Origin of the sequence: Roseiflexus sp. RS-1 (assembly GCF_000016665.1) — a bacterium.
Classification (GTDB): domain Bacteria; phylum Chloroflexota; class Chloroflexia; order Chloroflexales; family Roseiflexaceae; genus Roseiflexus.
In genome coordinates this window covers 214,594-238,672 of the sequence record NC_009523.1, presented here as the reverse complement: position 1 = coordinate 238,672, position 24,079 = coordinate 214,594, and the positions used below count along the sequence as shown (strand labels likewise).

21 protein-coding genes are annotated in these 24,079 nt (G+C 60.9%); 8 read left to right on the top strand and 13 right to left on the bottom strand.

Translation table 11 applies throughout. The features are described from left to right. Window positions 1-100: 100 nt before the first annotated feature. Window positions 101-1,282, bottom strand: coding sequence for an RNA polymerase sigma factor RpoD (gene rpoD / locus ROSERS_RS00985; protein ID WP_049767448.1), 1,182 nt, complete (start codon window positions 1,280-1,282; stop codon window positions 101-103). Between the two features lie 441 nt (window positions 1,283-1,723). Here rpoD and pyrF point away from each other — a divergent pair, with 441 nt between their 5' ends. Together pyrF and smpB are read left to right on the top strand one after the other, a co-directional pair. After that, a complete protein-coding gene (gene pyrF / locus ROSERS_RS00980; protein ID WP_011954985.1) occupies window positions 1,724-2,542 on the top strand; it encodes an orotidine-5'-phosphate decarboxylase in 819 nt (272 codons plus the stop codon). A 93-nt stretch (window positions 2,543-2,635) separates the two neighbouring features. Beyond that, window positions 2,636-3,112 (top strand): SsrA-binding protein SmpB, encoded by a 477-nt coding sequence (gene smpB / locus ROSERS_RS00975; protein WP_011954984.1) that lies wholly within the window; start codon window positions 2,636-2,638, stop codon window positions 3,110-3,112. A gap of 11 nt (window positions 3,113-3,123) precedes the next feature. On the opposite strand, the gene ROSERS_RS00970 is transcribed toward smpB, so the two are convergent. Further along, complete coding sequence (locus ROSERS_RS00970; RefSeq protein WP_011954983.1) at window positions 3,124-3,861, bottom strand: response regulator transcription factor; 738 nt, start codon at window positions 3,859-3,861, stop codon at window positions 3,124-3,126. A gap of 192 nt (window positions 3,862-4,053) precedes the next feature. Between ROSERS_RS00970 and ROSERS_RS00965 the strand changes: the two genes are divergently transcribed. Further along, window positions 4,054-5,262, top strand: coding sequence for an AAA family ATPase (locus ROSERS_RS00965; RefSeq protein WP_011954982.1), 1,209 nt, complete (start codon window positions 4,054-4,056; stop codon window positions 5,260-5,262). 546 nt (window positions 5,263-5,808) lie between these two features. On the opposite strand, the gene ROSERS_RS27090 is transcribed toward ROSERS_RS00965, so the two are convergent. The 11 genes from ROSERS_RS27090 to ROSERS_RS00910 all read right to left on the bottom strand — a co-directional run bounded on the left by ROSERS_RS27090 (window position 5,809) and on the right by ROSERS_RS00910 (window position 17,894). Next, window positions 5,809-5,931 carry a hypothetical protein gene (locus ROSERS_RS27090; protein WP_269626971.1) on the bottom strand — a complete coding sequence of 41 codons (123 nt, stop codon included), beginning with the start codon at window positions 5,929-5,931 and terminating at the stop codon, window positions 5,809-5,811. A gap of 337 nt (window positions 5,932-6,268) precedes the next feature. Next, window positions 6,269-6,691 (bottom strand): type II toxin-antitoxin system VapC family toxin, encoded by a 423-nt coding sequence (locus ROSERS_RS00955; RefSeq protein ID WP_011954980.1) that lies wholly within the window; start codon window positions 6,689-6,691, stop codon window positions 6,269-6,271. After that, window positions 6,688-6,942, bottom strand: a complete 255-nt coding sequence (locus tag ROSERS_RS00950) for a type II toxin-antitoxin system Phd/YefM family antitoxin (RefSeq protein WP_011954979.1) — start codon at window positions 6,940-6,942, stop codon at window positions 6,688-6,690. Before ROSERS_RS00950 ends, ROSERS_RS00955 begins: the two co-directional genes overlap by 4 nt. A 390-nt stretch (window positions 6,943-7,332) precedes the next feature. Next, entirely contained in the window at window positions 7,333-7,734 is a 402-nt protein-coding gene (locus ROSERS_RS00945) for a hypothetical protein (RefSeq protein ID WP_011954978.1), read from the bottom strand. Between the two features lie 10 nt (window positions 7,735-7,744). Next, window positions 7,745-9,016 (bottom strand): hypothetical protein, encoded by a 1,272-nt coding sequence (locus ROSERS_RS00940; protein WP_011954977.1) that lies wholly within the window; start codon window positions 9,014-9,016, stop codon window positions 7,745-7,747. Between the two features lie 140 nt (window positions 9,017-9,156). Beyond that, window positions 9,157-10,308 (bottom strand): ATP-binding protein, encoded by a 1,152-nt coding sequence (locus ROSERS_RS00935; protein WP_011954976.1) that lies wholly within the window; start codon window positions 10,306-10,308, stop codon window positions 9,157-9,159. Window positions 10,309-10,353: 45 nt separating this feature from the next. Then, window positions 10,354-11,046, bottom strand: a complete 693-nt coding sequence (locus ROSERS_RS00930; RefSeq protein ID WP_041334542.1) for an ABC transporter ATP-binding protein — start codon at window positions 11,044-11,046, stop codon at window positions 10,354-10,356. Then, window positions 11,046-12,032 (bottom strand): ATP-binding cassette domain-containing protein, encoded by a 987-nt coding sequence (locus ROSERS_RS00925; protein WP_011954974.1) that lies wholly within the window; start codon window positions 12,030-12,032, stop codon window positions 11,046-11,048. Before ROSERS_RS00925 ends, ROSERS_RS00930 begins: the two co-directional genes overlap by 1 nt. A gap of 39 nt (window positions 12,033-12,071) precedes the next feature. Next, complete coding sequence (locus tag ROSERS_RS00920) at window positions 12,072-14,990, bottom strand: ABC transporter permease (RefSeq protein WP_011954973.1); 2,919 nt, start codon at window positions 14,988-14,990, stop codon at window positions 12,072-12,074. A 9-nt stretch (window positions 14,991-14,999) separates the two neighbouring features. Beyond that, the gene (locus ROSERS_RS00915) at window positions 15,000-16,544 is read right to left on the bottom strand and encodes an efflux RND transporter periplasmic adaptor subunit (RefSeq protein WP_011954972.1); all 1,545 of its coding nucleotides are present in this window, start codon (window positions 16,542-16,544) and stop codon (window positions 15,000-15,002) included. 69 nt (window positions 16,545-16,613) lie between these two features. Then, a complete protein-coding gene (locus tag ROSERS_RS00910; RefSeq protein ID WP_011954971.1) occupies window positions 16,614-17,894 on the bottom strand; it encodes an MFS transporter in 1,281 nt (426 codons plus the stop codon). A gap of 134 nt (window positions 17,895-18,028) precedes the next feature. Between ROSERS_RS00910 and ROSERS_RS00905 the strand changes: the two genes are divergently transcribed. The 5 genes from ROSERS_RS00905 to ROSERS_RS00880 all read left to right on the top strand — a co-directional run bounded on the left by ROSERS_RS00905 (window position 18,029) and on the right by ROSERS_RS00880 (window position 24,014). Beyond that, on the top strand, window positions 18,029-18,991 hold the full coding sequence (locus ROSERS_RS00905) for a threo-3-hydroxy-L-aspartate ammonia-lyase (RefSeq protein ID WP_011954970.1): 963 nt from the start codon (window positions 18,029-18,031) through the stop codon (window positions 18,989-18,991). 4 nt (window positions 18,992-18,995) lie between these two features. Further along, a complete protein-coding gene (locus ROSERS_RS00900) occupies window positions 18,996-19,976 on the top strand; it encodes an energy-coupling factor ABC transporter permease (RefSeq protein ID WP_011954969.1) in 981 nt (326 codons plus the stop codon). A gap of 338 nt (window positions 19,977-20,314) precedes the next feature. Continuing rightward, complete coding sequence (locus tag ROSERS_RS00895; RefSeq protein ID WP_011954968.1) at window positions 20,315-20,554, top strand: BrnT family toxin; 240 nt, start codon at window positions 20,315-20,317, stop codon at window positions 20,552-20,554. Further along, on the top strand, window positions 20,541-20,807 hold the full coding sequence (locus ROSERS_RS00890; RefSeq protein WP_011954967.1) for a CopG family antitoxin: 267 nt from the start codon (window positions 20,541-20,543) through the stop codon (window positions 20,805-20,807). Before ROSERS_RS00895 ends, ROSERS_RS00890 begins: the two co-directional genes overlap by 14 nt. Window positions 20,808-21,680: 873 nt before the next feature. Beyond that, window positions 21,681-24,014: a hypothetical protein gene (locus tag ROSERS_RS00880; RefSeq protein WP_157040913.1), complete on the top strand. Its 2,334-nt coding sequence runs from the start codon at window positions 21,681-21,683 to the stop codon at window positions 24,012-24,014. Window positions 24,015-24,079 lie beyond the last annotated feature (65 nt).

The window sequence follows — 24,079 nt, the reverse complement described above, 5'->3', positions numbered from 1 at the left end:
GGTAGTATACCAGGAGTCGGGCACGAGCACGCGACCCGGCGCCATCAAACAAAGAAGCCCCCTTGTCGCCAGGAGACAAGGGGGCGAGCGCAACAGCGCGTCAATCGAGATAGCCGCGCAACTTCTTACCGAGGTGCGGATGGCGCAATTTTCGAAGCGCCACCGCTTCGATCTGGCGGATGCGTTCGCGCGTAATGCCAAACTCCATGCCGACCTCTTCAAGCGTGCGATACCGCCCATCTTTCAAGCCGTAGCGCAACTGAATAATCTTGCGCTCGCGCTCCGGCAGCTTCTGCAACACCTCTTCAAGTTGCTCACGCAACATCGAAGCCGCAGCAGCCTCAGCCGGCGTCGAGATCCGGTCGTCTTCGATAAAGTCGCCCATCCGCCCTTCACCTTCCTGCCCGACCGGCATTTCGAGCGAGAGCGGGTGCATCGACGCCTCCAGCGTGCGGCGTACCTTCGTCGAACTGATGCCCATTGCGTCGGCGATCTCTTCCGGCGTAGGTTCGCGCTGCATCGTCTGCTGGAGTTTGTGCGAGGTACGCTTCACCTGGCTGATCGCCTCACCCATATGCACCGGCAGACGAATGGTGCGGCTCTGATCGGCGATGGCGCGGGTGATCGCCTGGCGGATCCACCATGTGGCATACGTGGAGAATTTGTGCCCTTTGGTATAGTCGAACTTTTCGACTGCGCGCATGAGACCGATATTGCCCTCCTGCACCAGGTCCATCATCGTCAGCCCATACGATGTGTACTTCTTGGCAATCGAAACGACCAGTCGCAGGTTGGCCTGGATCAGGTGCTGGCGCGCCTCATTCCCCTGCGCGACCTGCTGCTCGTACATCACGCGCTCCTGCCAGGAGCTGTACTCTTCGCGTTCGAGCGCGCGACGCGCACGGTGACCGGCTTCCATCGCCTTTGCCAGCATGACTTCCTGTTCCGCCGACAGGAGTGGAACCTGACCGATCTCCTGCAAATACATGCGGACCGGATCATCGAGCGCCACATCGGTCAGGTCGGGCATATCCGCCAGCAACTCATCGTCGCCGGTCGAACCGTTGTCGTGGATGTCGAGCGGGGTTTCGACGACGCGAATGCCCTCTGCTTGAAGGGAAGCATAGAGTTGATCAACATCAGCAATGTGGTGCTCAGGTTGCGGTAACGCTTCAAGGATTTCGTTGTAGGTAAGGAACCCGCGTGTGCGCCCGATTTCCAGCAGATACTCGAGGGTTTGCGCCCACGCCTGTTGTGTCTGCTCCACGATCTCGGTGGCCATGTGTCTACCTTCTTGCATTGATTTCATTTGCGATCACGCCGGGCTGTCGCCCCTGCCGATCGTGCGATAGTCCAATACTGCCGATGTACAGTTGGCAACAAGACGGGGCTAAGAGTAAATGACTCCAAGCCCCCCAACTTCATTGCCTGACCAGAACGCGAACACGGCGCTCCGTTGTTTCTGCGGCTACTATACATTAGCAAGTGGTTAAAGTCAACCCCTTTATCCACGACTGTTATAAACACTTTGTCCACAGTATCCACAGAGCCTGTCCGCATCGCGCCTGAGTTGATAGGCGATAGCCGATAGCCGATAGCCAATAGTCAGATGCGATGCGGATAGTATAATGATTGCGAGTTACACTGTCAGTTACACTGTTACACTGTCAGTGCTGCGCTACCTCGTTTGCGAGGCAATTGGTTCGCAGAACCGCGTGAAGGTATGACCTTTCGTGAAACAGTCTGTGCGACTGCCCGACGCAACCGGAGCTGGTTGTGCATTGGGTTAGACCCGGAGCCAATGCGGATGCCGGTGCATCTGCCGGCGGACGCGGAGGGGGTGTACGCTTTTTGCGCTGCCATTATGGACGCGACATCGGATCTCGTGTGCGCGTTCAAACCCAATATTGCCTTTTTCGAGGCGTTCGGCGCCGCCGGATGGTCGGCGCTCGAACGGCTCATCCGGTTGCGCCCGGGGCCACCGATCATTCTCGATGCCAAACGCGGCGATATTGGTTCCACAGCGGAAGCGTATGCGCGCGCCGCTTTTGAGGTGCTCGACGCCGATGCAGTGACGGTGAATCCGTATCTGGGAGGCGATGCGCTCGAACCATTCTTGCGGCATTCCCAACGGGGATGTTTCATTCTCTGCAAAACATCGAACCCTGGCAGCCACGATCTGCAGGATATGCGCCTGGCGGATGGACGCCCGCTGTATCTGGCGGTTGCGGAGATGGCGCGCGACCGCTGGAATATGCACGGCAATACAGGGCTGGTGGTCGGCGCAACACATCCGACTGCGATCACGGAGGTTCGCCGCGCCTGCCCGGATATGTTGCTGCTTGTGCCGGGAATCGGGGCGCAGGGTGGCGATCTGGACACAACGGTGCGCGCCGCCGCAGCGGTCGATGAACCCCTGATGATGATCAACGTCTCGCGCACGGTGTTGTACGCCGACCGCGGAACGAACTTTGCTGCGGCGGCGCGCACGACGGCGCTTCGCCTGCGCGATGCCATCAATGCCGCGCTGATGGCGCGCTGAGCGCACACGCCGCATCCCGGTTTGTGCATTGTGCAGGTGGCATCTATAATGTCAGGACATTGTTGAGTACGGAATGTGAAGCGAGGTCCCGCTATGGCGCGGGGGAACGATATTGAGCGCGTGGTTGCCGACAATCGCAAGGCGCGCCACGATTATTTCATCGAAGAGACGTATGAAGCGGGGATTGCGCTGACCGGCAGTGAGATCAAGTCGATCCGCGCCGGGCAGGTGAACCTGCGTGGCGGCTATGTGCGCATCGTCGATGGCGAGGCATGGCTCTACGATGTGCATATTGCGCCCTACGAGCAATCCGGGGCGTACTTCAACCACGAGCCGACGCGACCGCGGAAGTTGCTGTTGCATCGACGCGAGATTTCCCGCATTGCCGGGCAGGTCGAACGGCAGGGATACACGCTCGTGCCGCTCCGGCTGTATCTGCGCGGGCGGCGCGCAAAAGTCGAAATCGGGCTGGCGCGCGGCAAGAAACTCTACGACAAACGCGACGACATCGCGCGCCGTGAAGCGCGCCGCGACATCGAGCGCGCCCTCAAAGAACGCACGCGCCGCTGAGCGACCGGCAATCAGGATGCTGGCTCCGACTCCTCCAGCATGCGACGCCCTGGCGGGTCTGTTGCCGGGTCCTGAAAGCAGTACCCGATGCCGCGCACGGTGCGGATCAGCGTTGGATTGGCGGGATCAGGCTCCAGTTTTTCGCGCAGCCAGCGCACGTGAACATCGATTGTCCGGTTCGAACCGAGAAAATCGCTGCCCCAGACACGCTCCAGCAACAGGTCGCGCGAAAGCGCGACACCGGCGTTGTGCATCAGGCACGCGAGCAGATCGAACTCTTTGTGCGAGAGTTCGATCTCGCGGTCCTTGTACCAGACGCGTCGGCTGTTGCGATCCAGTTGCACCGGACCAACGCATAGCACATTCGAGGATGGGGTTTGGCGCTGGCGTTCATTCCAGCGCAGGATGGCGCGTACACGCGCCAGCAACTCACCCATACTGAACGGCTTGACCACGTAATCGATTGCGCCGAGTTCCAGCCCGGCGATCCGGTGCGCCTCGTCGTGCAGCGCCGTCAGCAGAACAATCGGAACGGTTGTTTCTTTCGCCACTGCGCGACAGACGGAAAAACCATCCAGTCCCGGCAGCATCACATCCAGGATGATCAGATCGGGATGCGTCCGACGCGCCATTTCCAGCCCGGTCAAACCATCCGAGGCGGTTGCGACCTGAAACCCTGCCCGCTCAAAATTGTACGAAAGCGTCTCGAGAAGAACGCTATCGTCTTCGACCAGGAGTATTGTCGTCATATCTCAACTCTAATCGATGAGCATTAACGTTCTGTTATGCCAGGGTTAAACTCACATGGGAAAGATACGTATCAGCATAATGATCACATCTTCGTAACATACCCGACACAATGTTGCATACAAACGCGCCCGATCTCTTGTCTATAATCGATCCCAGGAATATAGTCCGTGGTGTTTCATTGAGAGGTTGTTATGGACCAGATACCGTCCACCATGCAGCGTGCGATCCGCGGCGACAAGAATCCGCTTGATATTGTGGAAAAGCAACTGCGTCACACCATTTTTGGTCAGGAGCGCGCCATCGAAGCGGTCATCCGGGTGCTGAACCGGGCGCGTTTCGGGTTTTCGGCGGGTAATCCGCGCCGCCCACGCGCGACGTTGCTGTTCCTGGGACCGACCGGGGTCGGCAAGACGGCAATGGCGCGCCGGCTGGCGCAACTGCTGCGTCCCGATGGCGAGGCGTTTCTTAAGATCGACTGCTCGCTGTTCTCACAGGGTCATGAAGTGTCGGCGCTGGTTGGAGCGCCGCCGTCCTACGTCGGGCGCGACCAGAAGCCGTTGCTGAATCCCGACATCATCGAGCAGGAGAATAGCGTCGTCCTGTTTGACGAGATCGAAAAAGGTCAACCGGAGTTGTGGAATCTGCTGCTCCAGATCATGGAGGATGGCGAGATTCTGCTGTTGAACGGCGGACGGCGGGTGTCGTTCAGTAATAGCATTGTGATTTTGACGACCAACGTTGGGGCGAAGGAGATGGTTGATTTTCTTGACCAGCGCACCATCGGTTTTCGCACGTCACGTCAGGATGTCGAGGCGACAGGACGGCAGATCTATCAGATCGGGTTCGAGGCGTTGCAGAAAGTGTTTCAACCTGAGTGGATCAACCGCATCGATGAGATTATTGCGTTTCGTCCGCTCTCGAGCGAGGTGCTGCGACAGGTGCTTGATCGGATGGTGCAGGAGGCGAATGAGCAGTACCTGCGGCATGGCATTCACCTGACGTTGACCGAAGAAGCGCGTGAATATGTGCTGCGGAAGGGGTTCGAGCCGCGCTTCGGCGCTCGCCCGCTCCGCCAGCAATTGCTGAAACTGATCGAGGCGCCACTCGCCGATCTGATCGCATCGGGCGGCATTCCGGCTGGCAGTAAAGTGCTGGTGGTCGCCACCGGCGTGGATCGGCACGGCGAGGCGCTGGAGTTCTACCACGAGCCGGCGCCGGAACTGCTCGCGCAGGCGCAGGAACTGCGGGCTGCGGAGGTTGGTCGCTCACTGAGCGATGGACCGCAGCAACCCAGCGTTGGGCTGTCAGCCGACCGCGGGCATACGATGGAGTACTCAGCCGGACCGTTCGGCGCACGCGGACCGCGCGCTGCGCCACGGCGCAACGAGGAGCGGCGCTGAACAGAACGTGGTCTGCGATGAACATGCAGGGTTGCGGCTTTTTGGGCGCCACTGTTTCCAAACAGTGGCGCTTTCAACTCTCGTCGTAGACGCTCAGGAAATCTTCTCTTGCTAATGAAGATTGAGCATTTATTCCGCTATCCCGCGCTAGCCGTCGGGCTGATGGAGATTGAGCATTTATTCCGCTATCCCGCGCTAGCCGTGGGGCTGAAGCCCTCGGCTAGCCAGGGCGAAGCCCGCCTGCGCGGGCTCGAGCGGATTATTTGTTCAAAGACCATGAGCGTCGGGCGGGGCGCGGGGCTGCTTCCACCGCCTGCGCATCCCCCAACGTGCGGGCGCGGCAGCGCCCGTCGTGCCATCAGCCCGACGCTTCAGCGTCGGGCGGGGCGGCGGGGCTGGTTCCGCTGCATGCGCATGCATCAGGGCGCGCCACGCCCGCGCGGACGTGAACGCCCGCGCTGAGCGCACGAAGCCCCGCTGGCGCGGGGCTGCTTCCACCGCCTGCGCATCCCCCAACGTGCGGGCGCGGCAGCGCCCGTCGTGCCATCAGCCCGACGCTTCAGCGTCGGGCGGGGCGGCGGGGCTGGCGCGGAGCGTGCGCATCCCCCAACGTGCGGGCGCGGCAGCGCCCGTCGTGCCATCAGCCCGACGCTTATGGAGATTGAGCATTTATTCCGCTATCCCGCGCTAGCCGTGGGGCTGAAGCCCTCGGCTAGCCAGGGCGAAGCCCGCCTGCGCGGGCTCGAGCGGATTATTTGTTCAAAGACCATAAGCCCTCGGCTATGTGAGGCAAAGCCCGCCTGCGCAGAACGCGAACTTCAACGGTGACCCTCTCGACCATCGGCTATCGGCTATCGGCTACAATCAGCCCTCGGCTAGCCAGGGCGAAGCCCGGCTGCGCGGAACGCGAACTCCAACGGTGACCCTCTCGCCTCTCGCCTGGTTGTTCACACGCCAGTCCCTTGCGAACGAAGCGGGAGTTGGGGCGAGGCGGTCAGCGGCAGGGTCAATCCGCTGCGGGCAGGCGGACAGGGATGAGGGGCGCCGCGCGCTGCGCCTGTTCGGCATCCAGCGTCACCAGCGTTGCGGCGGAACGGCGCGCGACCGCCGCGTATACCGCATCGCTGCCGCGCAAACGATGAGCGGCGGCAATTTCGGCGGCTTCTTGCGCCAGGTCGTCATCCAGGGGGACGAAGGTGAGGTGATCCAATTGCTGAATGCGCTCCATCCATTCCAACGCCAGGGCAGTGTTGTTTTGCTTGCGCGCCAGTGAAGCGACGACTTCCACCAGCATCAATGTAGGAACAACGACAGGGGCGCCTGCATCCAGGAGTTGTGACAGAAAGCGCCAGCTCTGCTCGCTGCCGGTTTCGGTGGGACTGAATGCGTTGACGAAAACGCTGGCGTCGATGGTCAGGGCGCCGCTCATCGCCGCATCTCCGAGAGGATTTCTACGGCGCTTTTCTCACTCTGCCGTCCTTTCCCCAACTCTTCCCGAATCTGTTCCAGCCGCGCCCAGACTTCCCTGGGGTCGGGCTGGGACGGGAGGGCATCGAGCGGTACCAGGAGGGCTGCCGGGCGTCCGCGCCGGGTGATGACGTAGCGGGCGCGGCGTTCTTTGACGGCGCGCACCACTTCCGAAGCGCGCGCCTTGAGTTCACGAATGCCGATCTCTTCCATAGGGAGTTCCTTTTATGGTTCCTTCTGCATTCTATTGTAGTCACTTTTGGAGGGTGCGTCAATCCCTTGTGACTGCCTGAGTGCAGTCATGATGGGTCAGAAACCATAGCGTCGCATCGGTCGCGCTGCGCTCTGCCACCCATCTCGACCAACCGGCGGCGCCCGCGCGGACGTGAACGCCCGCGCTGAGCGCACGAAGCCCCGCGGACGCGGGGCTGGTGAAGACTGGGAACTTTACACCCGCGACCGCCGAACCTGGCTGACGGAGAAGAGCGTGCGCGAGTTGGGAGAGTCCATTCGGCAACAAAGAAGTGAACCGTAAACACATTCTTGAGTCCTGCAAAAAGGTTCAACCTCTGTGAGAATTGCTATAGTTTTTTGCGCCAGGCTCTACCAGGTGACCACCCATGCTTCGGCACGGATGCGGCGGGGTGGGTCGAGTTTCGATTGGATGGAAATCGAGGCGCCAGCAGCAGGACTGGCAAAGCGACGCAGCACCCAACTGATGCCATTCCACACACTGACCGATGGCGTCTGCGCAACGCATGCCTGCCCCTCGACCGTTATGCTGACCAGGTGATGCGGCGCTAGTTCGGTGATCACGCCGTTCCTGTCGTCCTGATGTCCGATTCGCAGGGCCGGGAAGGGTCCGGGCAAATGCGGTGCGCCTTCGTGGATAGCGGCAATGACCATCAATTCGGCGCCGGCAGGCAGGCTGGCGGGGAGCGTGGCGGTCAGTCCATTGGGCGTGGGCTGCCAGTTCAGGGAGAGCAGTTCGGTCTGGCGCGGCAACCGGGTGGTTTCATCGGGCGGCAGGACCCACTCCGGGGCAGCATACGCCCCCAGCCCGATCAGGGCGGCCTGTTCCGGACCCAGGACCAGAATCAGTTCGTCCGGCTGGGTTTGCAGGGCGGGACGCTCGCCTTCGTAGAACAATATCCGGGCATGTGCCAGGTTGACGATGGGCAGGCGGATGACGCACAAATGCAAATGCGGGTTGACCAGCCAGACCAGTCCGCGCCGTCTGCCGCCGGTCATCCAGCCATGCCAGGGACCTTCGCCCGGCCTGGGACCGAGCGGATTCCAGGTTACGATTCCAGGCGTCCATGAACGGGCGGCGGGCGGCTGCCATGCCTGCCAGGTCGTCATCGGCGGGCAGGGACGGGTCGCCGTAGAACAGGTCGCGCCGTCCGCCGCGCGCCAGTTGCGCGATGTGACTGCGGCGCAATCCTTCACGTCCGCGCCGGTGGCAGGTGTTGGTCAATCCGCACATTGCCCCGTGGTCTTCGATGCGCGCCAGGGGAAAGCCGCATTCCAGCATGGCGCGAACCATGATATCCTGATACAGGTCGGAACTGCGGTGAATCGCTGTCGCGGGGAGGTCGGCGGGCTGCGGGTCGCCGCTGAAGAAGCCGTCAATCACTTCCAGCATGGCCGGGTCGGCCGCCAGGGGCGGGATTCCGGGTCCCAACCGTCCGACAGAATCTTGCCGGGCAAAGCCGCAGTGAGCAATGGTGATGACTTCGGGAACAGAACGCTTGAGCCGGGCTACCATCTCTACGAATCGTTCCACTCCCAGGGCGTAGCGCGTCTCGAAGGAGCGCGGGTCGCCGGGCACAGCAGCGGCGAAATTGGCAAAATCGAACTTGAAGAAACGCACGCCCCACACTTCGGCGGCGTAGAGCAGACTGTCGCTCAAGTCCTGGCTGTAGGGACCGTCGAGCAGGGAGTAGTTCCAGTTGTCGCCAGACAGACTGGCCTGCCAGCCCGGCACGCGCAGGCCTCCGCTGTTGACGGGATACCACAGACCCGGCAACATGCCCATCTTGCGGATGCGCTTCAGCACCCGGTCGGGGCCGTCTGGCCAGCGTTCGCGGTAGAAGTGGCGGTAGCCCAGTTCAGGGTCGGTCCAGCCGTAGTCAATGTTGAAATATTGCGGGAAAACGTCGAAATCGCGCCAGCGTTCGAGTGAATCGAGCGCGCGCAGAACGATGGCTTCATCGAGCGGCACGGCATCGCCAGGTTCATCGTGCAAAGCCCAGGTGGAACAGGCAGTGAACATGGGGCGGGGCATGGCGGCTCCTTTACTTCAATGTTATCTCTTTGCAGTGATTGGATTTCCAGGGTTCCATGCGCCCATTGCGCAACTGATACATATCATTAATGAGCGTCCGACGCGAGGAAGGCGTTTCCGGTTCAGGCGCTGCACCGCGCTCAGCGCAACGTGGCCGCCAGGTCAGGCAGCGCTTCCATGGGCAGGACGGTGATTCGGGCATCAAGGGCGTATTCTTGCTTCCCCGGATAGATGATCCAGAGGTGATCCAGCCCAAGATCGTGCAGAGCCACGTGCATCGAACGACTGGCGCCGGGCGCGTCGGCGTATTTGATCTCGAAGCCATACCGCCTGCCCCGCAGATGCACCAGCAGATCGAGTTCGGCGCCGCTGTGAGTGGCCCAGAAATACGCATCGCGTGTGCCCAGCAAGCCGATGATCTGCTCGATAGCGAATCCCTCCCACGAGGCGCCCAGCCTGGGATGGGACTGGACCTCTGCCAGCGTCTCTAGCCCCAACAAACCGTGCAGGATGCCAGTGTCGCGGATGTACACCTTGGGCGATTTGACCTGGCGCTTGCCGATGTTCTCGAACCACGGAGGCAGCAGCCGCACCATATATGCGCCAACGAGAATGTCCAGATAACGACGCGCGGTGGCTTCGGACGTTCCCAACGATCGGGCGAACTCCGCAGCGTTCCATATCTGTCCATGGTAGTGGGCGATCATTGTCCAGAAGCGCCGCAGGGTTTCGGCGGGAATGGTGATGCCCAGTTGCGGGATGTCCCGCTCCAGAAAGGTGCGAATGAATGCCTCGCGCCACGCCAGACTGCTCCGGTCATCGTCAGCCAGGAACGACCTGGGGAAGCCGCCGCGGAGCCACAGACGATCACGTTGCGCAGGACCGACTTCGGCCAGGTCGAAGCCGGAGAGATCAACAAACCCGATGCGCCCGGCCAGCGATTCCGACACGCTGCGAACAAGATTGGGCGATGCAGAACCTGAGATCAGAAAGCGAGCGGAATGGTGCGGACGGTCTACCAGCACCCGGAGCAGCTCGAACAAAGGGGGCTGTCGCTGTACTTCATCGATGATGACCAGGCCGGTGAGCGCTTCAAGCACGGTCAGCGGCACCGAGAGCCGACGCACGTCCACCGGATTTTCCAGATCGAAGTACGTGGACGGTTGCTGCTCAGCGATCATCCGTGCCACGGTGGTCTTGCCGCATTGCCGTGGACCCAACAGGGCAACAATTGGATGGATCGCCATCTGACGGTTGATGTGGGCGATAACGGCGGGCCTTGGAACAAGCATGACCTGATTATAATCCTTGAAAATCCAAAGGTCAAGTTCGGATTTTCAAGGTTCAAGCTGCCCATCGCGCAACTGATACACAACGTCGGCGAAATCGAAGATCGTCCGGTCGTGGGTCGCCATGATCAGGGTCACGCCTTCGGTGCGGACGATGGTGCGCAGCAGGGTGAGCAGATTCCGCCCGGTGGTCGAGTCGAGTTCGCCGGTCGGTTCATCCGCCAGCAGGAGACGCGGACGTGAGACGAGGGCGCGGGCGATTGCGACGCGCTGCTGTTGCCCGCCGGACATTTCGGCAGGGCGGTGCGTCGCCCAGCGTTCAAGCCCCACGAGCGCCAGGGCGGCCTCGGCGCGCTGCCGCCGCTCACGCCTGGAACGCACCCCGGCGATGCGCAACGGCATCTCGACATTCTCCCACGCCGAGAGAATGGGAAGGAGCGCGAATGACTGAAAGATGAACCCGATCTTCTCACGGCGCAAAAGGGTCAACTGATCCTGGTTCATCCCGTTCAATACCTGACCGTAGAGCGCGACTTCCCCGCTGCTCGGTTGGTCGAGACCGCCGATCATGTTGAGCAGGGTGGTTTTGCCCGAACCGGATCGCCCCATGAGCGCAATAAATGCGCCCTCTTCAACCGTCAGGCTGACGCCGCGCAGGGCAAGCACCTGTTCATTGTTGACCGTGTATGCGCGTGTGACATTGGTGACACGCACTGCGGGTATGGTAGAAGGAGTTGTCATCATCGTCGGCGTTGCAGCAGGTTTATCCACTTCTTGATGCCACGCGGTTTTTCCGGCGGCGGCTCGTCCGGCCCGGCGAGCCGTTTGATTGCCGGCGCTGCGCTTGCAACCGGTCGCAGCACCAGACCTTCAGGCGTTTCTTCCATGCGAATACGGTCGCCGATATTGTAGCGCTCGCGGATCTCTTTGGGGATCTGTAATCGACCGGCGGAGTCGAGCATCACCAGTTCTTCGAAGACATGGTCGCGTGTGGCGCCGTCGCCGTTGACCGGATCAACCGCTTCGGCTTCGACGCGCCGGGTTTCGCTGCTGGTCTTGCCGTCGCGGATCGCTACCACGCGGTCAACGAACCGCGCAATCTGCGGGTCGTGCGAGACGATCACGACCGTCAATCCGTAGGTGCGGTTCAATTGATGGAAGATCTCAAAGATCGTCTCGGCGGTATGCGAATCGAGTTCACCGGTCGGCTCGTCCCCCAGCAGCAGCATCGGGCGGTTGGCGAGCGCAATCGCAATCGCGACCCGTTGCTGTTCGCCGCCGGAGAGTTGCGCCAGGCGATGGTGGCGACGGTGGGACAACCCGACGGCATCGATCAGTTCGCCTGCCCATTCGCGGCGCTCACGCGCATTGACGCCCGCCATGATCATCGGCAGTTCGACATTCTGCTCGACGTTCAGGTACGGGATCAGGTTGCGCGCCTTCTGCTGCCAGACAAAGCCGACATACTGGCGACGATAGCGGTCGAGTTGCGCATCGCTGAGTTTCAGCAGGTCGTTGCCGGCGACGATGACTTTTCCGGCAGAAGGGCGATCCAGCCCGCCAAGCACATTGAGCAGGGTCGTTTTGCCGCTGCCGCTCGCACCGACGAGCGCCATCACTTCTCCCGTTTGCACGGTCAGGTCGAGTCCCTGGAGCGCGACGATTTCGATCTCGTCGAGTTTGTATATCTTGACCAGATTTTCACAGAGGATCAGAGGTTCGCTCATAGTGGTCACGCTGCACCTCGAACGTTCGCGCGTTCGAGATTATATCGCTTCACCCAGTTTCACTGCCTGGAACAGTTTCATCTGCCGGAGCAGCGCGATGGTGATCAGGACTGCCGCCAGCAGCATCGCACCGAAGATGATATAGATGATCGTGATCTGTTCCCAGGCGATCTGTACGACAAACGGCGGAATCTGTGAATTGGCGCCGCGTCGGACTTGCAGGAACGGAATGAACAACTGGCTGGCGGTGACGCCGATCAGGGTGCCGCCGATCATCCCCACGCCGATGATCAACGCCTGCTCCCATGCCAGCAGTGCGCCGAGTTGTCTGGTCGAAAGACCGATGGCGCGCAGCATGCCCAGTTCGACGAACCGTCGCTGAAATGAGAGCGCCGAGTAGAACAGAAAGCCGAGCACCGTCAAAAATGCCGAGGCGATGAACCCGACCGAGAGCAATCCATAGAATCCCTGGCGCTCTGGACGCGCGTGCTCGGTAATGATTGTCGCCGGTGCAAACCCGCGCTCGAAGGTGCGCAATCCCAGTTCGCAAATGCCTTCATCGATTGCATTGCGATCAGCGCCGGGCGTCAGACGAAGCCAGACATCGTAGGGGTACTGCCCGCCCTGCATGTCGAACGCATAGTCGAGATTGCCGATCAGGAACGGACCATCGCCGGGATAGACGGTCGGGAACAGGTTCACGTAGCCGGCGACAATGACCGGCACACGCACCTTTCTGTCGAGATCGTTCATGATCACTTCGAAGCGGTCGCCGGGTCGCAGACGATTCTGGGCTGCAAAGGCGCTGTTGACCAGCACAGCCGCAGGGTCGTCCGCCAGGCGATTCATCAACGCACCGAGCGACTCGCCAGCATAGTCGTCGCGCCAGTGGATGACGCCGGGCAGATCCACGCGATCAACGCCGATGAACCGGGCAGGGATCGTGCGATTGGCAAGGCTGATCTCGACCTGACTGATTGAGACGCGCGTTGCCGCTGCGACGCCAGGGATGGTGAGGTAATCGGTGACCGGCAGAAACATGAAGCGCGCTTCGTTCATTGCATCGGATGGACCCGGTTGTTGCGGCTGCATCCCCGCCATCGGACCGGAAAGTCCGCCGCCCTGCCCCAGGTCGTAGAACCGCACATCGCTGCCGTTCTCGTAGTACACCTGATCGATCAGGTGACGGTCGAGCGTTTGCGCCATCGACGCGGTGAATGTCGCCAGGCTGAGCGTCAGGGTCAGCAACAGGACCGGACCGGTGTAGGCGCCCGGTGTGCGCGCCAGGTACCGTAGCGCCGTCACCGTCGCCACGCCGCTCATGAACTGCGCCACCCGCTCCAGCACGCTCATCGTCAGCGGGAAGATGCGCGTGGCGACCAGCGCCAGGGTGAAAATATAGAGCGTGGGCGCCAGCAGGAGCAGCGGATTGGCGAACGGATCGTCTGTGCCGAGGAACGACACTGTGCCGCGCTGCTGCAAAAGCGTATACCCGTAGTAGACCGGTATCAGAAGCAGGAGATCGAGGTACATGCGCTGCCAGAACGGCTTGCGCGTCGCACGCGCGCGTTCGCTCTTGAACGACACAATCGTATACCGCGCGACACCGAACGCGGGCAACAGGCTTGCGATCACCATCAGCGCCAGCATCTGCCAGGCGCGCTGCCAGGCGTCTGGCGTCAACTCGATCGGCAGCAGTTCCCCTGGCTGCACATCCAGGAACGAGCGCGTCCAGGTCATCAGCAAACCGGCGCCCTGCCCCAGAGCGACGCCGAGCGCCAGCGCAACAGCGCCAAGCAGCAGGCCTTCGAGCAGATAGATGCCAAGCACCTGAATGCGCGAAGCGCCACGGCTGCGCAACACGGCGATCTCGTTGCTCTGGCGCTGCACCACCAACCCGGCGACCAGCAGGATGAAGTATGCAATCAGACCAAGCACCGGAATGCTGAAAATCGTCAGGATCAGGGTCAGTCGCTGCACCTGACGCTGATGTTCCGCCAGCGCCTGCGCCGGCGAAATGTCGATGCGCGAACCGGGCAGAATGGTGGTGATGTCGGTGGCGATCCGGTTGATGCGCGCCCGCACATCCGCAACGTCCGAAGAGCGCACGCTGCTCCCATCCGCAATCGCGTACCATGTAGCGACATAGACCGGTTTCGGGTTGATCGCCGTCAGGCGTTCGCGGAAACTCTCCTCCGGCACGAACAGCGTATCGTACAGGGTCGTTGGATCGTAGAACCAGTAGTCGCTGCCGGGATCGCGCACCCGCCACACCCCGGCGATCCGGATGGGATAACTCTGCTCGACGCGCTGTTCCTGCGGACCGAGAATGAGGTACTCCTCGCCAACCTGAAAACCGAGGCGTGCCGACAGGTCTTCCGAGATCAGCACCTCGATCGGACCATCGGCGGATGCCGGTTGGGGAAACGTCCCATCGATAATCTCGATGTGCTGCTCGAAGTCGGTGGCGAAGGCGGTATTGACGAAGATCAGCGGCTTCCCGACGCCGCTGGATGGCATGAGGGGCGCTTTGTCCGTCGCAACATAGCGCACCGCCGTGGTGATCGGCAGATCAAGGCGTTCCGCCAGTTGGGTGCGCATATACTCATCGAGCGGGGCATAGTCGCGCCAGGAAATGACCCCGCTCTGCGAGCCGAGGTAGCGAAACATGAAGGCGAACGGCGGTCGCTTCGAACCGGCTTCCCCCTGCGCCAGCTCGTCGCGCAGGATACGGTAGCCGACCGCCTCGGCATACACCGGGATGCTGACAGTCAACCCGATGGCGACGATGAACCCGACGGCAATGGCAAGCATCAGACCCAGGTGGCTCCACAGCCGTCGGCTGACGACGCGCAGCACGCCGACCAGCGATCCGGGCGACCACCACCTGCCCCAGCGTTTCAGTGAGAGACCGGGCGCAGCAGGTTGTGACGAACCAGGGGTGGATGTCGTTGCCATAAAGCGCCCCTACTGTCCGACGACGATATCGCCTTCCTTCAGCCCTTCGAGGATTTCGATCCGTTCCAGGCTGACGATGCCGACGCGCACATCCTGGCGTCGCTGGCGGTCGCCGTCCTTGACAACAACAAACCGCCGCCCCTCAAATGCACGCACCGCCTGGGGCGGCAGCCAGAGCGCATCTTCGACACGCTTCAGGGTAATGACCACCTGCGCCAGATCGCCGACTTCGAGGTTCACGCCAGGCGCCTCAAAGTCGATGTGGTACGCGCGATCGGGATTGATCGTCGCAGCGCTGCTTGTCAGCGTCGTCGGCAGTTTCGTCACCACGCCATTGAAGACCCTGCCCGGCGCGCGCGAGAAGGTGATCTGCACCTGCTGCCCCAACCCGATCCGGGTGGCGTCCTGCGAGGCGACGTTTTCGACCAGCAGTTCTTTCCCGGTATCGTCCATCACGGTGATGACCGCGCGATAGGCAGTGATCTGATCGCCTGGTTTGTTGCCGACTGCCGCCACCTTGCCGTCAAAGGGAGCGTAGAGACGCATCGCTTCCATCTGCGCCTTCAGGCGCTCGACCTCCAGTTGCGCCGAGGCGACCCGTCCTTCGAGTTCGCTATCGCCGACCTGACGCGCCTCATCGACGGCGATCCGGGCGCGCTCGACATTGCGCCGGGCGCGCTCCAGGTCTTCCGGTTTCGGACCACGCACGAGCGCGTCGTAGGCTGCCTGCGCTTCCGCCAGCAACGCCTCGGCGCGCGCAATCGCCGGTCCTTCATTCTGGCGCGCCTGGTCATACGCCAGTTGCGCCTGGCGGACTGCCATTTCCGCATTGCGCAGTTCGGCTTCGGCGCGCTCGAAGGCTTCTTTCACCGCGTTGTACCGCCAATCCTGCGGTTTATCTCTGATATCGTTCCACTCGGTCAGCGCGCGCAGGTAGGCGGTCTGCACCGCCGGCAGCGCATTGGACGCCTGCGCGAGCGCTATTTCGGCGCGCGTCTTTTCAGCGGAAGCGTTGGTGCGCACCTGCTCAAGGTTCGCCTGCGCCTGCGCCAGGTTTGCCTGCGCGCGCGCCAGTTCGAGCGGATCCGGCGGTTCCTGCAGGCGCCGCAACTGCGCCTGCGCCTCTTCCAGGTCGAGTTCGGCGCGACGAATCGCCGCATCGCGCTGCGCCTTCGAGCGGTTCAACACCAGTTGCGCCTGTTCCAGCGCCACTTCCGCCTGTCGCAACTGGTTCGGCAGATCGCCCATCTCCAGTTCAGCGAGCAACTGCCCTTGCTTCACCGGATCGTTGCGGTCGACGTACAGCACCTTGAGAAAGCCGTTCTGGGTGAACGAGAGTTCCACCTGTTTGGTGGCGGCGACAAACCCGCTGACCTTAATTTCATCGACGACCACGCCGCGCTGCACAACATACGTCGGCTTTTCCAGCACATTCTGCACCGGACGCGGTGTAGGCGTCGGCGTTGTTTGCGCAGCGGAACCGCCGCAGGCGGTGATCAGCGCGGCGAGCAGGAGGATCGGTGCGATGCGGAGGGAAGCAAATCGCTTATCCATAGGCAGTGTCTTGATGGGAACGGTACTGACACGATTATACCATCATTCGAGATTGAGAGCGGTCACACTTTATGAACGCGGCAGCGGCGCAACCTGCGCGGCGGCGCTCGACAGACGACGCCACTGCCCGAACAGATAGATCTGAACACACCATCCGATCATCGTCCAGCATCCGACGACCAGCGGCACATCGCCGATAACATCCGCCACACTGCTGAGGATCAGTCCGCTGATCTGACTGACTCCCATGACCACCAGCATGTAGACCCCCATAACCCGTCCGCGCATCTCATCGGGCGTTACCATCTGCAACAGAGTGTTTGTCAACGTCAGCACGACAATGCCCGCCCATCCGATTGCCGCCAGCAACGCCATTGCCACCGCGAACGAGCGTGTCAATGTGAATGCGCCGAGCAGCAGCGAGTAACTGAGCAGTGCAACCGAGCGCACCCCGACCCGTGGCAACCGGTCGCCGACGAAGGTAATCATGAGCGCGGCAACCAGCGCCCCGGCGGCATTCGTTGATGCCAGCACGCCAAATCCCTGTGCATCGGCGCCGAGCACATTGCGCGCAAAGTAGGGCATGAGCGGGAAGTATGCCAGACCAAAGACGCAGTGCGCTGTGATCTGGAGCAACAACAAACGCACGCGCACGTCGCCGCGAATATAGGCGAACCCTTCGCGCATCTGCTGCCAGTTGCTGCGGCGTGGCGGCGCGACGAATGGACGCAGGCGCATCATGAGCAACCCGCCGATGACTGCCAGGACACTCAGACCATTGAACAGAAACGCCGGACCTTCACCTGTGGCGGCAACCAGCGCCCCGGCGACCGCCGGTCCGATGATGCGCGCGCCGTTCATGACGGTTGAGTCGAGCGCAATCGCATTCATCAGATCATCACGTCCAACCAGTTCGATAGTGAACGCCTGGCGCGCCGGGTTCTCGAAGGCTGAGGCGACGCCGACCAGCAGGGCGGCGATCAGCACATGCCACACCTGCGCCGCATTGCCGAAGATCAGCATCGCCAGCAGCAATGCGGTCGTCATCGCGGTTCCCTGGGTTATCAACAGCAGGGTGCGCTTGGGAACACGATCCGCCAGCGCACCGGCAGGAACAGAGAGGATCAACACCGGCAGCGACTGCGCCGCAGCAATCGCCCCCAACCAGAACGGCGCGTCAGTCAGGCGCAGCACAAGCCATCCTTGCGCAGTCGCCTGCATCCAGAAGCCAATATGCGCGATCAACTGCCCGAAGAACAACAGGCGATAGTTACGGTGACGCAGCGCACGCAGCGCATGCGGCAGGCGAAGACGGCTGCGCGGCGGTGGAGCGGAAGAAGCGGACGACACGGGTGTGCACTCCTCATCGAGTTTGAAAAGGGAGTAGTATAATAGCACGTATTCCGGGATCGCCCTGCACGTCTCTGCGCCCTTGTTCTCCGCCGCGCACAATGGCGAGTCTGTGTATGACTGGAGTCAGCGCTATGACCGATGCCATCTCGTTCGATGATGTGTGTTCCGCCGGTGATCGACTCAACGGCATCGTCCATGTGACGCCAGTGGCGACCTCGCGCACGCTCGATGCACTGAGCGGACGCACGGTATTTCTCAAATGCGAAAACCTGCAACGCGGCGGCGCGTTCAAGTTTCGCGGCGCGTACAACATGATCAGTCGCATGCCAGAGGATGCGCGCCAGCGTGGTGTGGTCGCCTACTCATCGGGAAACCATGCGCAGGGGGTCGCGCTCGCTGCCAGGTTGCTCGGCGCGCCAGCGATCATCTGCATGCCTTCGGATGCACCGGCGGTCAAGGTGGAAGCCACCCGCGGCTACGGTGCAGAGATTGTGTTCTATGACCGTATGCGCGACGACCGGGCGGCACTGGCGCAGCGCATCGCCGAAGAGCGCGGCGCGACCCTCGTGCCGCCCTACGATCACCCGCACATTATGGCAGGGCAGGGAACGGCGGCGCTTGAACTGCTCGAACAGGTGAATGACATCGATACGCTGGTCGTGCCGGTCGGCGGCGGCGGGTTGATCGCCGGGTGTGCGATTGCCGCTCATGGCGTCAACCCCGCCATCCATGTCATTGGCGTCGAGCCGGAAGATGCCGACGACACACGCCGTTCGTTGCTGGCAGGCGAACGCATCAGAATCCCCCCGCCCGCCACCATCGCCGACGGACTGCGCGTCACGACCCCTGGCGCACTGACATTTCCCATCGTGCAACGTCACGTCGCGCAGATCGTCACCGTGAGCGACGATGACATCCGCGAAGCAATGCGCTTTATGATCCTGCGCATGAAACTCGTGGTCGAACCGAGCGGCGCAGTCGGCATTGCGGCAGTGATGTCCGGACGACTCCCGGCGACGGCGCGGCGGGTCGGCGTCATCGTGTGCGGCGGCAACATCGATCCGCCGCTGCTGGCATCGTTGTGGGAGGAGTAATCGTATGCACATCATCAGTCACACACCCGGAGCGTTGTGGTCGCTTTCAGGAACAGAGTTGCACATTCCCGACGGCTTTCTCAACCTGCCAATCTCGCTGGCATGCTGGGCACTGGCGATTGCCATCATCGCACTTGCCGCCAGACGCGCCCAGCGCGACCTCGATGAGCGGCAGACGCCGCTCCTGGGGATCATGGCAGCGTTCATCTTTGCTGCGCAGATGATCAACTTTCCGGTTGCTGGCGGAACGTCCGGTCACCTGCTGGGCGGCGTCCTGGCGGCAGTCACCCTCGGTCCGTGGGGTGGCATCCTGGTTATGACCGCGGTGATCGCCATTCAGGCGTTGCTCTTCCAGGACGGCGGCTTGCTGGTGATGGGCGCGAACATTCTGAATATGGGGGTGATCACCGCGCTGATCGGCTACGGTCTGTACCGCAGTGTCATCACTCAAAGCCAGACCGTTCGGCTGGCGGTCATTGGCGTGGCGGCGTGGCTCTCGGTGATGGGGGCGGCGCTGGCGACCTCCCTGCAACTCTGGTTGAGCGGCACTATCCCGCTGGACATTGTGATCCCGGCGATGATGAGCGTCCATGCGTTGATCGGCATCGGCGAGGCGTTGATCACCGTTGCTGCTGTGGCTTTCATCATGCGCACACGCCCGGAGGTGATGGAAACAGAGGCACGCCCCGGCGCCGGGCGCGGCTGGATCATCGGCGGCGCGATTGCGGCGCTCATCGTTGTGGTGCTGTCCCCCCTGGCATCCGCCGACCCGGACGGACTCGAACGGGTTGCTGAAGACATGGGCTTCATCGACCTGGGGCAAAGCGCACCGTATGAGATCATTCCCGACTATACCGTGCCTTTCCTGGGTGAAACACCACTCTCGACCATCGTGGCAGGACTGATCGGGGTGCTGGTCGTTGCAGTTGTGATTGTCCTGGTCGCGCGGGCGCTGGGGAGTCGTCGGGCGGAAGCCGGGAGGTGAGGGGTTTGCAGAGGCAGGTCTTTTCGGAGTCCTTTGAGCTTGCGAATCTGTAGTTCCATACAGTGCCCCCAGTTGATCGAGTTCGTCACAAACGGCGTTCAAAAGGTCCTTGACAGGCAATTGCCGCGTTGATACGATGATCTCCACGGGCATGCGATGGTTTCTCGACTGCTTTCCACATAAGCGACAGGCGTCCTATCTGGTCGGCAGACCACACGCGAACGCCAACCAGAGAACGTTTCCCGCCCGGCGATACGGCGTCCCACGGACAGTCGTAGTGGCTTGACTTCTATGCGAATTGACTTTATCGTGTGCCCTGAACATATCGACGAAAACTCATGGCAAAACATCATGTCACCTGCCACGAGGCACGTCAAGTTTTACTGAGCGGACCAGGGATTCGTTTTGCGGAAAAGGGTTACACCGAAGGCGAAAATGTGTATGCCGCCTTTGGTCAGACACCAGGCGGCAGGTATCTGGCAGTTTTCTTCATCTACAAACAGACACTCAAAACAGCAGTGATCATCAGTGCGCGTGACATGAGCGATAAGGAGCGCAACGCCTATGGACGCAAGTAGACTGAGCAGCATTTCACAGGCAGACGCCGATGAAAAGATTGGCGAGTTTTGGGATGCCCACGATTTCACCGATTTTGACAATCCTGCCGCCCCTGATGTGAGGTTTCAGATCGTGTGTGCTGTGCCGATTGAAGTAGAGTTATTTGCAGCGCTTGAAAAGCAAGCCCGGCAACGTGGGGTGCAGGTAGAGACGTTGGTTAATCTCTGGTTACAGCAAAGGCTTGCTGAACAAGGGCAACAGGCTGCGGCATAGCCATAGCCGTGTTCGAGCAACACCTGGAAGGTGTACTCGATATCGATATTGCTTCTGGTAAAGATGCACCCGAACATTGCTGTATAATTGACACTGCTGGCGTAGACTCAACCCCGGCTCGTTTTACCCGCAAACAGCAGCTACCGTGCGTAGCAGGTCGGCGACCGCATTTCTTCTACAGTATCCCGGCAACATAAGGCGATCCGGCAACCCAAAGGGCAATAATTGCAATTTGCCACTGCGCGTTGCTTGCCATCGGCTCTCCCACCTTACACGTCCGCCAGCGGTGCTGCTGACGCCTGTCCATCAGTCTGCACGTACCGAATGAGCGTATGGAGATGAACGATGAAACGCATATCCATTCTCTTCGCGCTGGCCGGTCTGCTATTGGCTGTCGTGTTTGTGCCGGACGTCACTATTGCCAGGCCGGCGCCCCTTGTGAGATCCTCGCCTGTCGTCGCGTCGCCATCCATTGTAGTTTCGTCTGCACACTCTATGCTTGTTTCTCCACAACATGGGTGTTCATTCCTCTACCAGGATGGTGCGTGGGCCATTGAACGATGTGCATCCGATCCCGCTGTACCAACCCCGATGACAGTTTCCGTCGATGGCGGGACCTCCTCTTCAGCCGCGCTCTTGCGCATCTATCACAAATCGCAGACTTACCCGGGCAAGCCTCAAGTAGCAGCGATCTATGCCTCGGGTTTTGTGCGCCTGAAGCAGAATGCCGATCCCTCCCCACCCGTCCCGTTCGGCAGTTCCTTCGTGCTCGGACCAGCCTATTGGTCTGATGTCTCAACCTATCATCATAATCCACAGATCACAAGCCTGAACCTCAACACCCGGCGGCTTCAACCGAACGGATCCCTGCACATGCAGGCGTATGCGACGAACGGCGCCTTTACCATTACATACAACATCACTATGCCACCGCCCCGCGACGATCAGACACGCCTGCACGTCGTGCAGACATACACCACGACGACCAACGTTTCAATCCCCGCGATCCGCCGGACAGAAAAGCAAGGCTTCAAACTCGTCCAGATCTCTTCTATGTTTATCAACGAGAGCGGCGCGTGCGCTGGCGGATTTGTCGCCTGTCACGACAGCGACGCCGCCCGCTATATGGCCAGCAATTTAGAGCGCCATCAGGTTGCCTTCAGCAGCGTCGCACCCTCCAGGTTTGTTTTCACCAACCCTCTCCCACTCAGCTCGACATGGCTTGACGCCCTGCATACCGATGATGTCAGCTGGCAGGGGAACACACCGAATGTCCGTATTGCGCTGGACGCACTTCCGAACGACCGCACGATCACACCACAGGGCTGGATCAACGCAACGGCGGATCCGAATGATGACAACGTGGGATTGTGGCTGCACGATGATGGAACGGCTTCCGAGTCGTGGGCAGCTGGACGGAGCGCACAGGTTTCCTACTGGCTCCTGGCGCAGGATAACCCTCCGGATCCGTGGAACGATCTTGGACTGCGCAATGGGGTTACGCTGCTGAATTTCGAGGGCGCGTATCAGTGCTACCCGGTCCGAGATGAGCGTCAGTCCACCGTTGCAGCCCTGCGTCCAATTGCCGGTTATACGGACACGGCGCTCCAATTGGATTACAATCTCGGAACCGGTAATCACAATTGGGCACAGATACGCTGTGATTTCAACCCGCCGATTGACCTCTCATCGTATGACCATCTGCGCTTTGAGTGGCGTGGTGATCCAAACGCAGCGAATTCGATGGAGGTGGGTTTGATCACGCGAGATGCAACCGGCGACCACATATTCGCGCGCGGCTATCATCACGTGACCCACCGTGGCTGGTGGGGTCACCTGATTATTCCGTTCCAGTTTTTGGAAGGATGGACGCCGGGCAGAATGTTCAATCCTGCGCAAGTCGTTGCTGTTTTCATCTCGGTCGTCAAAGATGGCGCAAACGATAGCGGGGGAAGTGGCCGCCTGGCCATTGACAATCTTGGTGCATTCAATGTAGCCAGACGACCTGTACTCAGCGCTTTTGAGCGCGCAACGTCCAACAAGATCGCTGCGCGCGCAGCGGCTGACTGGATCGCAACACAGCAGACCCGTACAGGTCTGGTAAAGTCGTGGCAGGAAGAGGGAGCATGCGTCGCGCATACGTATGATCAGGCGCTGGCACTGATTGTGTTTGTGAAGGAAAAACGCCGGGCAGAGGCTGATGCCCTGGCACGTGCGCTGGTTTCAACGCAAAACGCCGATGGCAGCTGGTACAAGAGTCGCAATTGTGAGACCCTTGACCCTGTGGATTCCAATAAGTGGGAAGGTGACATCGCCTGGGCCGTGTATGGGTTGAGCCTTTATCTGGCACTGGGTGGTGATCGCCCGGATGTGTGCACGACAATGCAAAAAGATGTGCACCAGCGTGCAGAGACAGCGATCAATCGCACTCTCGCAGATGCGCGCAGGGCAATGCAGAAAGGTGCAGACTATCTGCGGACGAGGATCGGCGCCGACGGATGTCTGGTGATTGACCATACGGAAGGGACTATTGACGCATGGTGGGCTTTCCAATTCGCCGGGCCGGAGTATCAGGACGAGGCGAATCGGATCAGGAACTGTCTCCTCACCTATTACTGGGACGACGCAATGGGCCGCTTTAAAGGGGGGCGAAACTGGTGGCAGCCCTTTCTGGATAACCAGACCTGGGGGGCGGCATTCCTGCGGAGCATCGGTGAGAGCGCCAAAGCGCGTCGGGCGTTGAGTTATGCTCGCGCTACGCTTGTTCTGCCTGCTCAGGGCGCCCAGGCCTTCGGATTTGATGGACAGGGAGGTCCCTGGGCAATCTGGAACGAAGGGACAGGGCAGTACATTGCTGCAGGCGGTGAAGGGGCGAATCGCTTCTTAGGGGAATTGATCGCTCAGCAAGAGCCGAATGGGGCACTGAGCAGCTCGCTGGATGAGTACGCAGGTGGAGGAGTGTGGACCACCCGCTGGCACGGAGTCGCGCCAACTGCGTGGCTCTATTTTGCCCTGCAAGGCGGGCCGTTTCTACTCCACAAGATATACCTGCCGCTTATTCTCAAGCCTGGATGCCCGACATTGTGCATCTGTCCACTCGCTCCAGCCGACGGCTTCTCTCCTGGTCGCTTCGCTCGCTCGTCGCAGCGGCTGAGTCCGGCGCCATCAGACCGTCCTGGCCGCAGTGTGAAAGCGAAAGCGGTTTGACTTCTGTGCGAATTGACGTTAATCTGCCGGTCGAGATAGCCGGTGTGCTGTAACAGGCCGGCTAT

Coding starts and splice junctions, on each gene's coding strand:
- ROSERS_RS00970 (WP_011954983.1), bottom strand. CDS start 3,861: ATGACGACAATACTCCTGGTCGAAGACGATAGCGTTCTTCTCGAGACG.
- ROSERS_RS00890 (WP_011954967.1), top strand. CDS start 20,541: ATGGACGCAAGTAGACTGAGCAGCATTTCACAGGCAGACGCCGATGAA.
- ROSERS_RS00905 (WP_011954970.1), top strand. CDS start 18,029: ATGACCGATGCCATCTCGTTCGATGATGTGTGTTCCGCCGGTGATCGA.
- ROSERS_RS00920 (WP_011954973.1), bottom strand. CDS start 14,990: ATGGCAACGACATCCACCCCTGGTTCGTCACAACCTGCTGCGCCCGGT.
- ROSERS_RS00895 (WP_011954968.1), top strand. CDS start 20,315: ATGGCAAAACATCATGTCACCTGCCACGAGGCACGTCAAGTTTTACTG.
- ROSERS_RS00940 (WP_011954977.1), bottom strand. CDS start 9,016: ATGCCCCGCCCCATGTTCACTGCCTGTTCCACCTGGGCTTTGCACGAT.
- ROSERS_RS00950 (WP_011954979.1), bottom strand. CDS start 6,942: ATGGAAGAGATCGGCATTCGTGAACTCAAGGCGCGCGCTTCGGAAGTG.
- ROSERS_RS27090 (WP_269626971.1), bottom strand. CDS start 5,931: ATGCTCAATCTCCATAAGCGTCGGGCTGATGGCACGACGGGCGCTGCC.
- ROSERS_RS00955 (WP_011954980.1), bottom strand. CDS start 6,691: ATGAGCGGCGCCCTGACCATCGACGCCAGCGTTTTCGTCAACGCATTC.
- ROSERS_RS00900 (WP_011954969.1), top strand. CDS start 18,996: ATGCACATCATCAGTCACACACCCGGAGCGTTGTGGTCGCTTTCAGGA.
- ROSERS_RS00930 (WP_041334542.1), bottom strand. CDS start 11,046: ATGACAACTCCTTCTACCATACCCGCAGTGCGTGTCACCAATGTCACA.
- smpB (WP_011954984.1), top strand. CDS start 2,636: ATGGCGCGGGGGAACGATATTGAGCGCGTGGTTGCCGACAATCGCAAG.
- rpoD (WP_049767448.1), bottom strand. CDS start 1,282: ATGGCCACCGAGATCGTGGAGCAGACACAACAGGCGTGGGCGCAAACC.
- pyrF (WP_011954985.1), top strand. CDS start 1,724: ATGACCTTTCGTGAAACAGTCTGTGCGACTGCCCGACGCAACCGGAGC.
- ROSERS_RS00935 (WP_011954976.1), bottom strand. CDS start 10,308: ATGCTTGTTCCAAGGCCCGCCGTTATCGCCCACATCAACCGTCAGATG.
- ROSERS_RS00965 (WP_011954982.1), top strand. CDS start 4,054: ATGGACCAGATACCGTCCACCATGCAGCGTGCGATCCGCGGCGACAAG.
- ROSERS_RS00880 (WP_157040913.1), top strand. CDS start 21,681: ATGCAGGCGTATGCGACGAACGGCGCCTTTACCATTACATACAACATC.
- ROSERS_RS00925 (WP_011954974.1), bottom strand. CDS start 12,032: ATGAGCGAACCTCTGATCCTCTGTGAAAATCTGGTCAAGATATACAAA.
- ROSERS_RS00915 (WP_011954972.1), bottom strand. CDS start 16,544: ATGGATAAGCGATTTGCTTCCCTCCGCATCGCACCGATCCTCCTGCTC.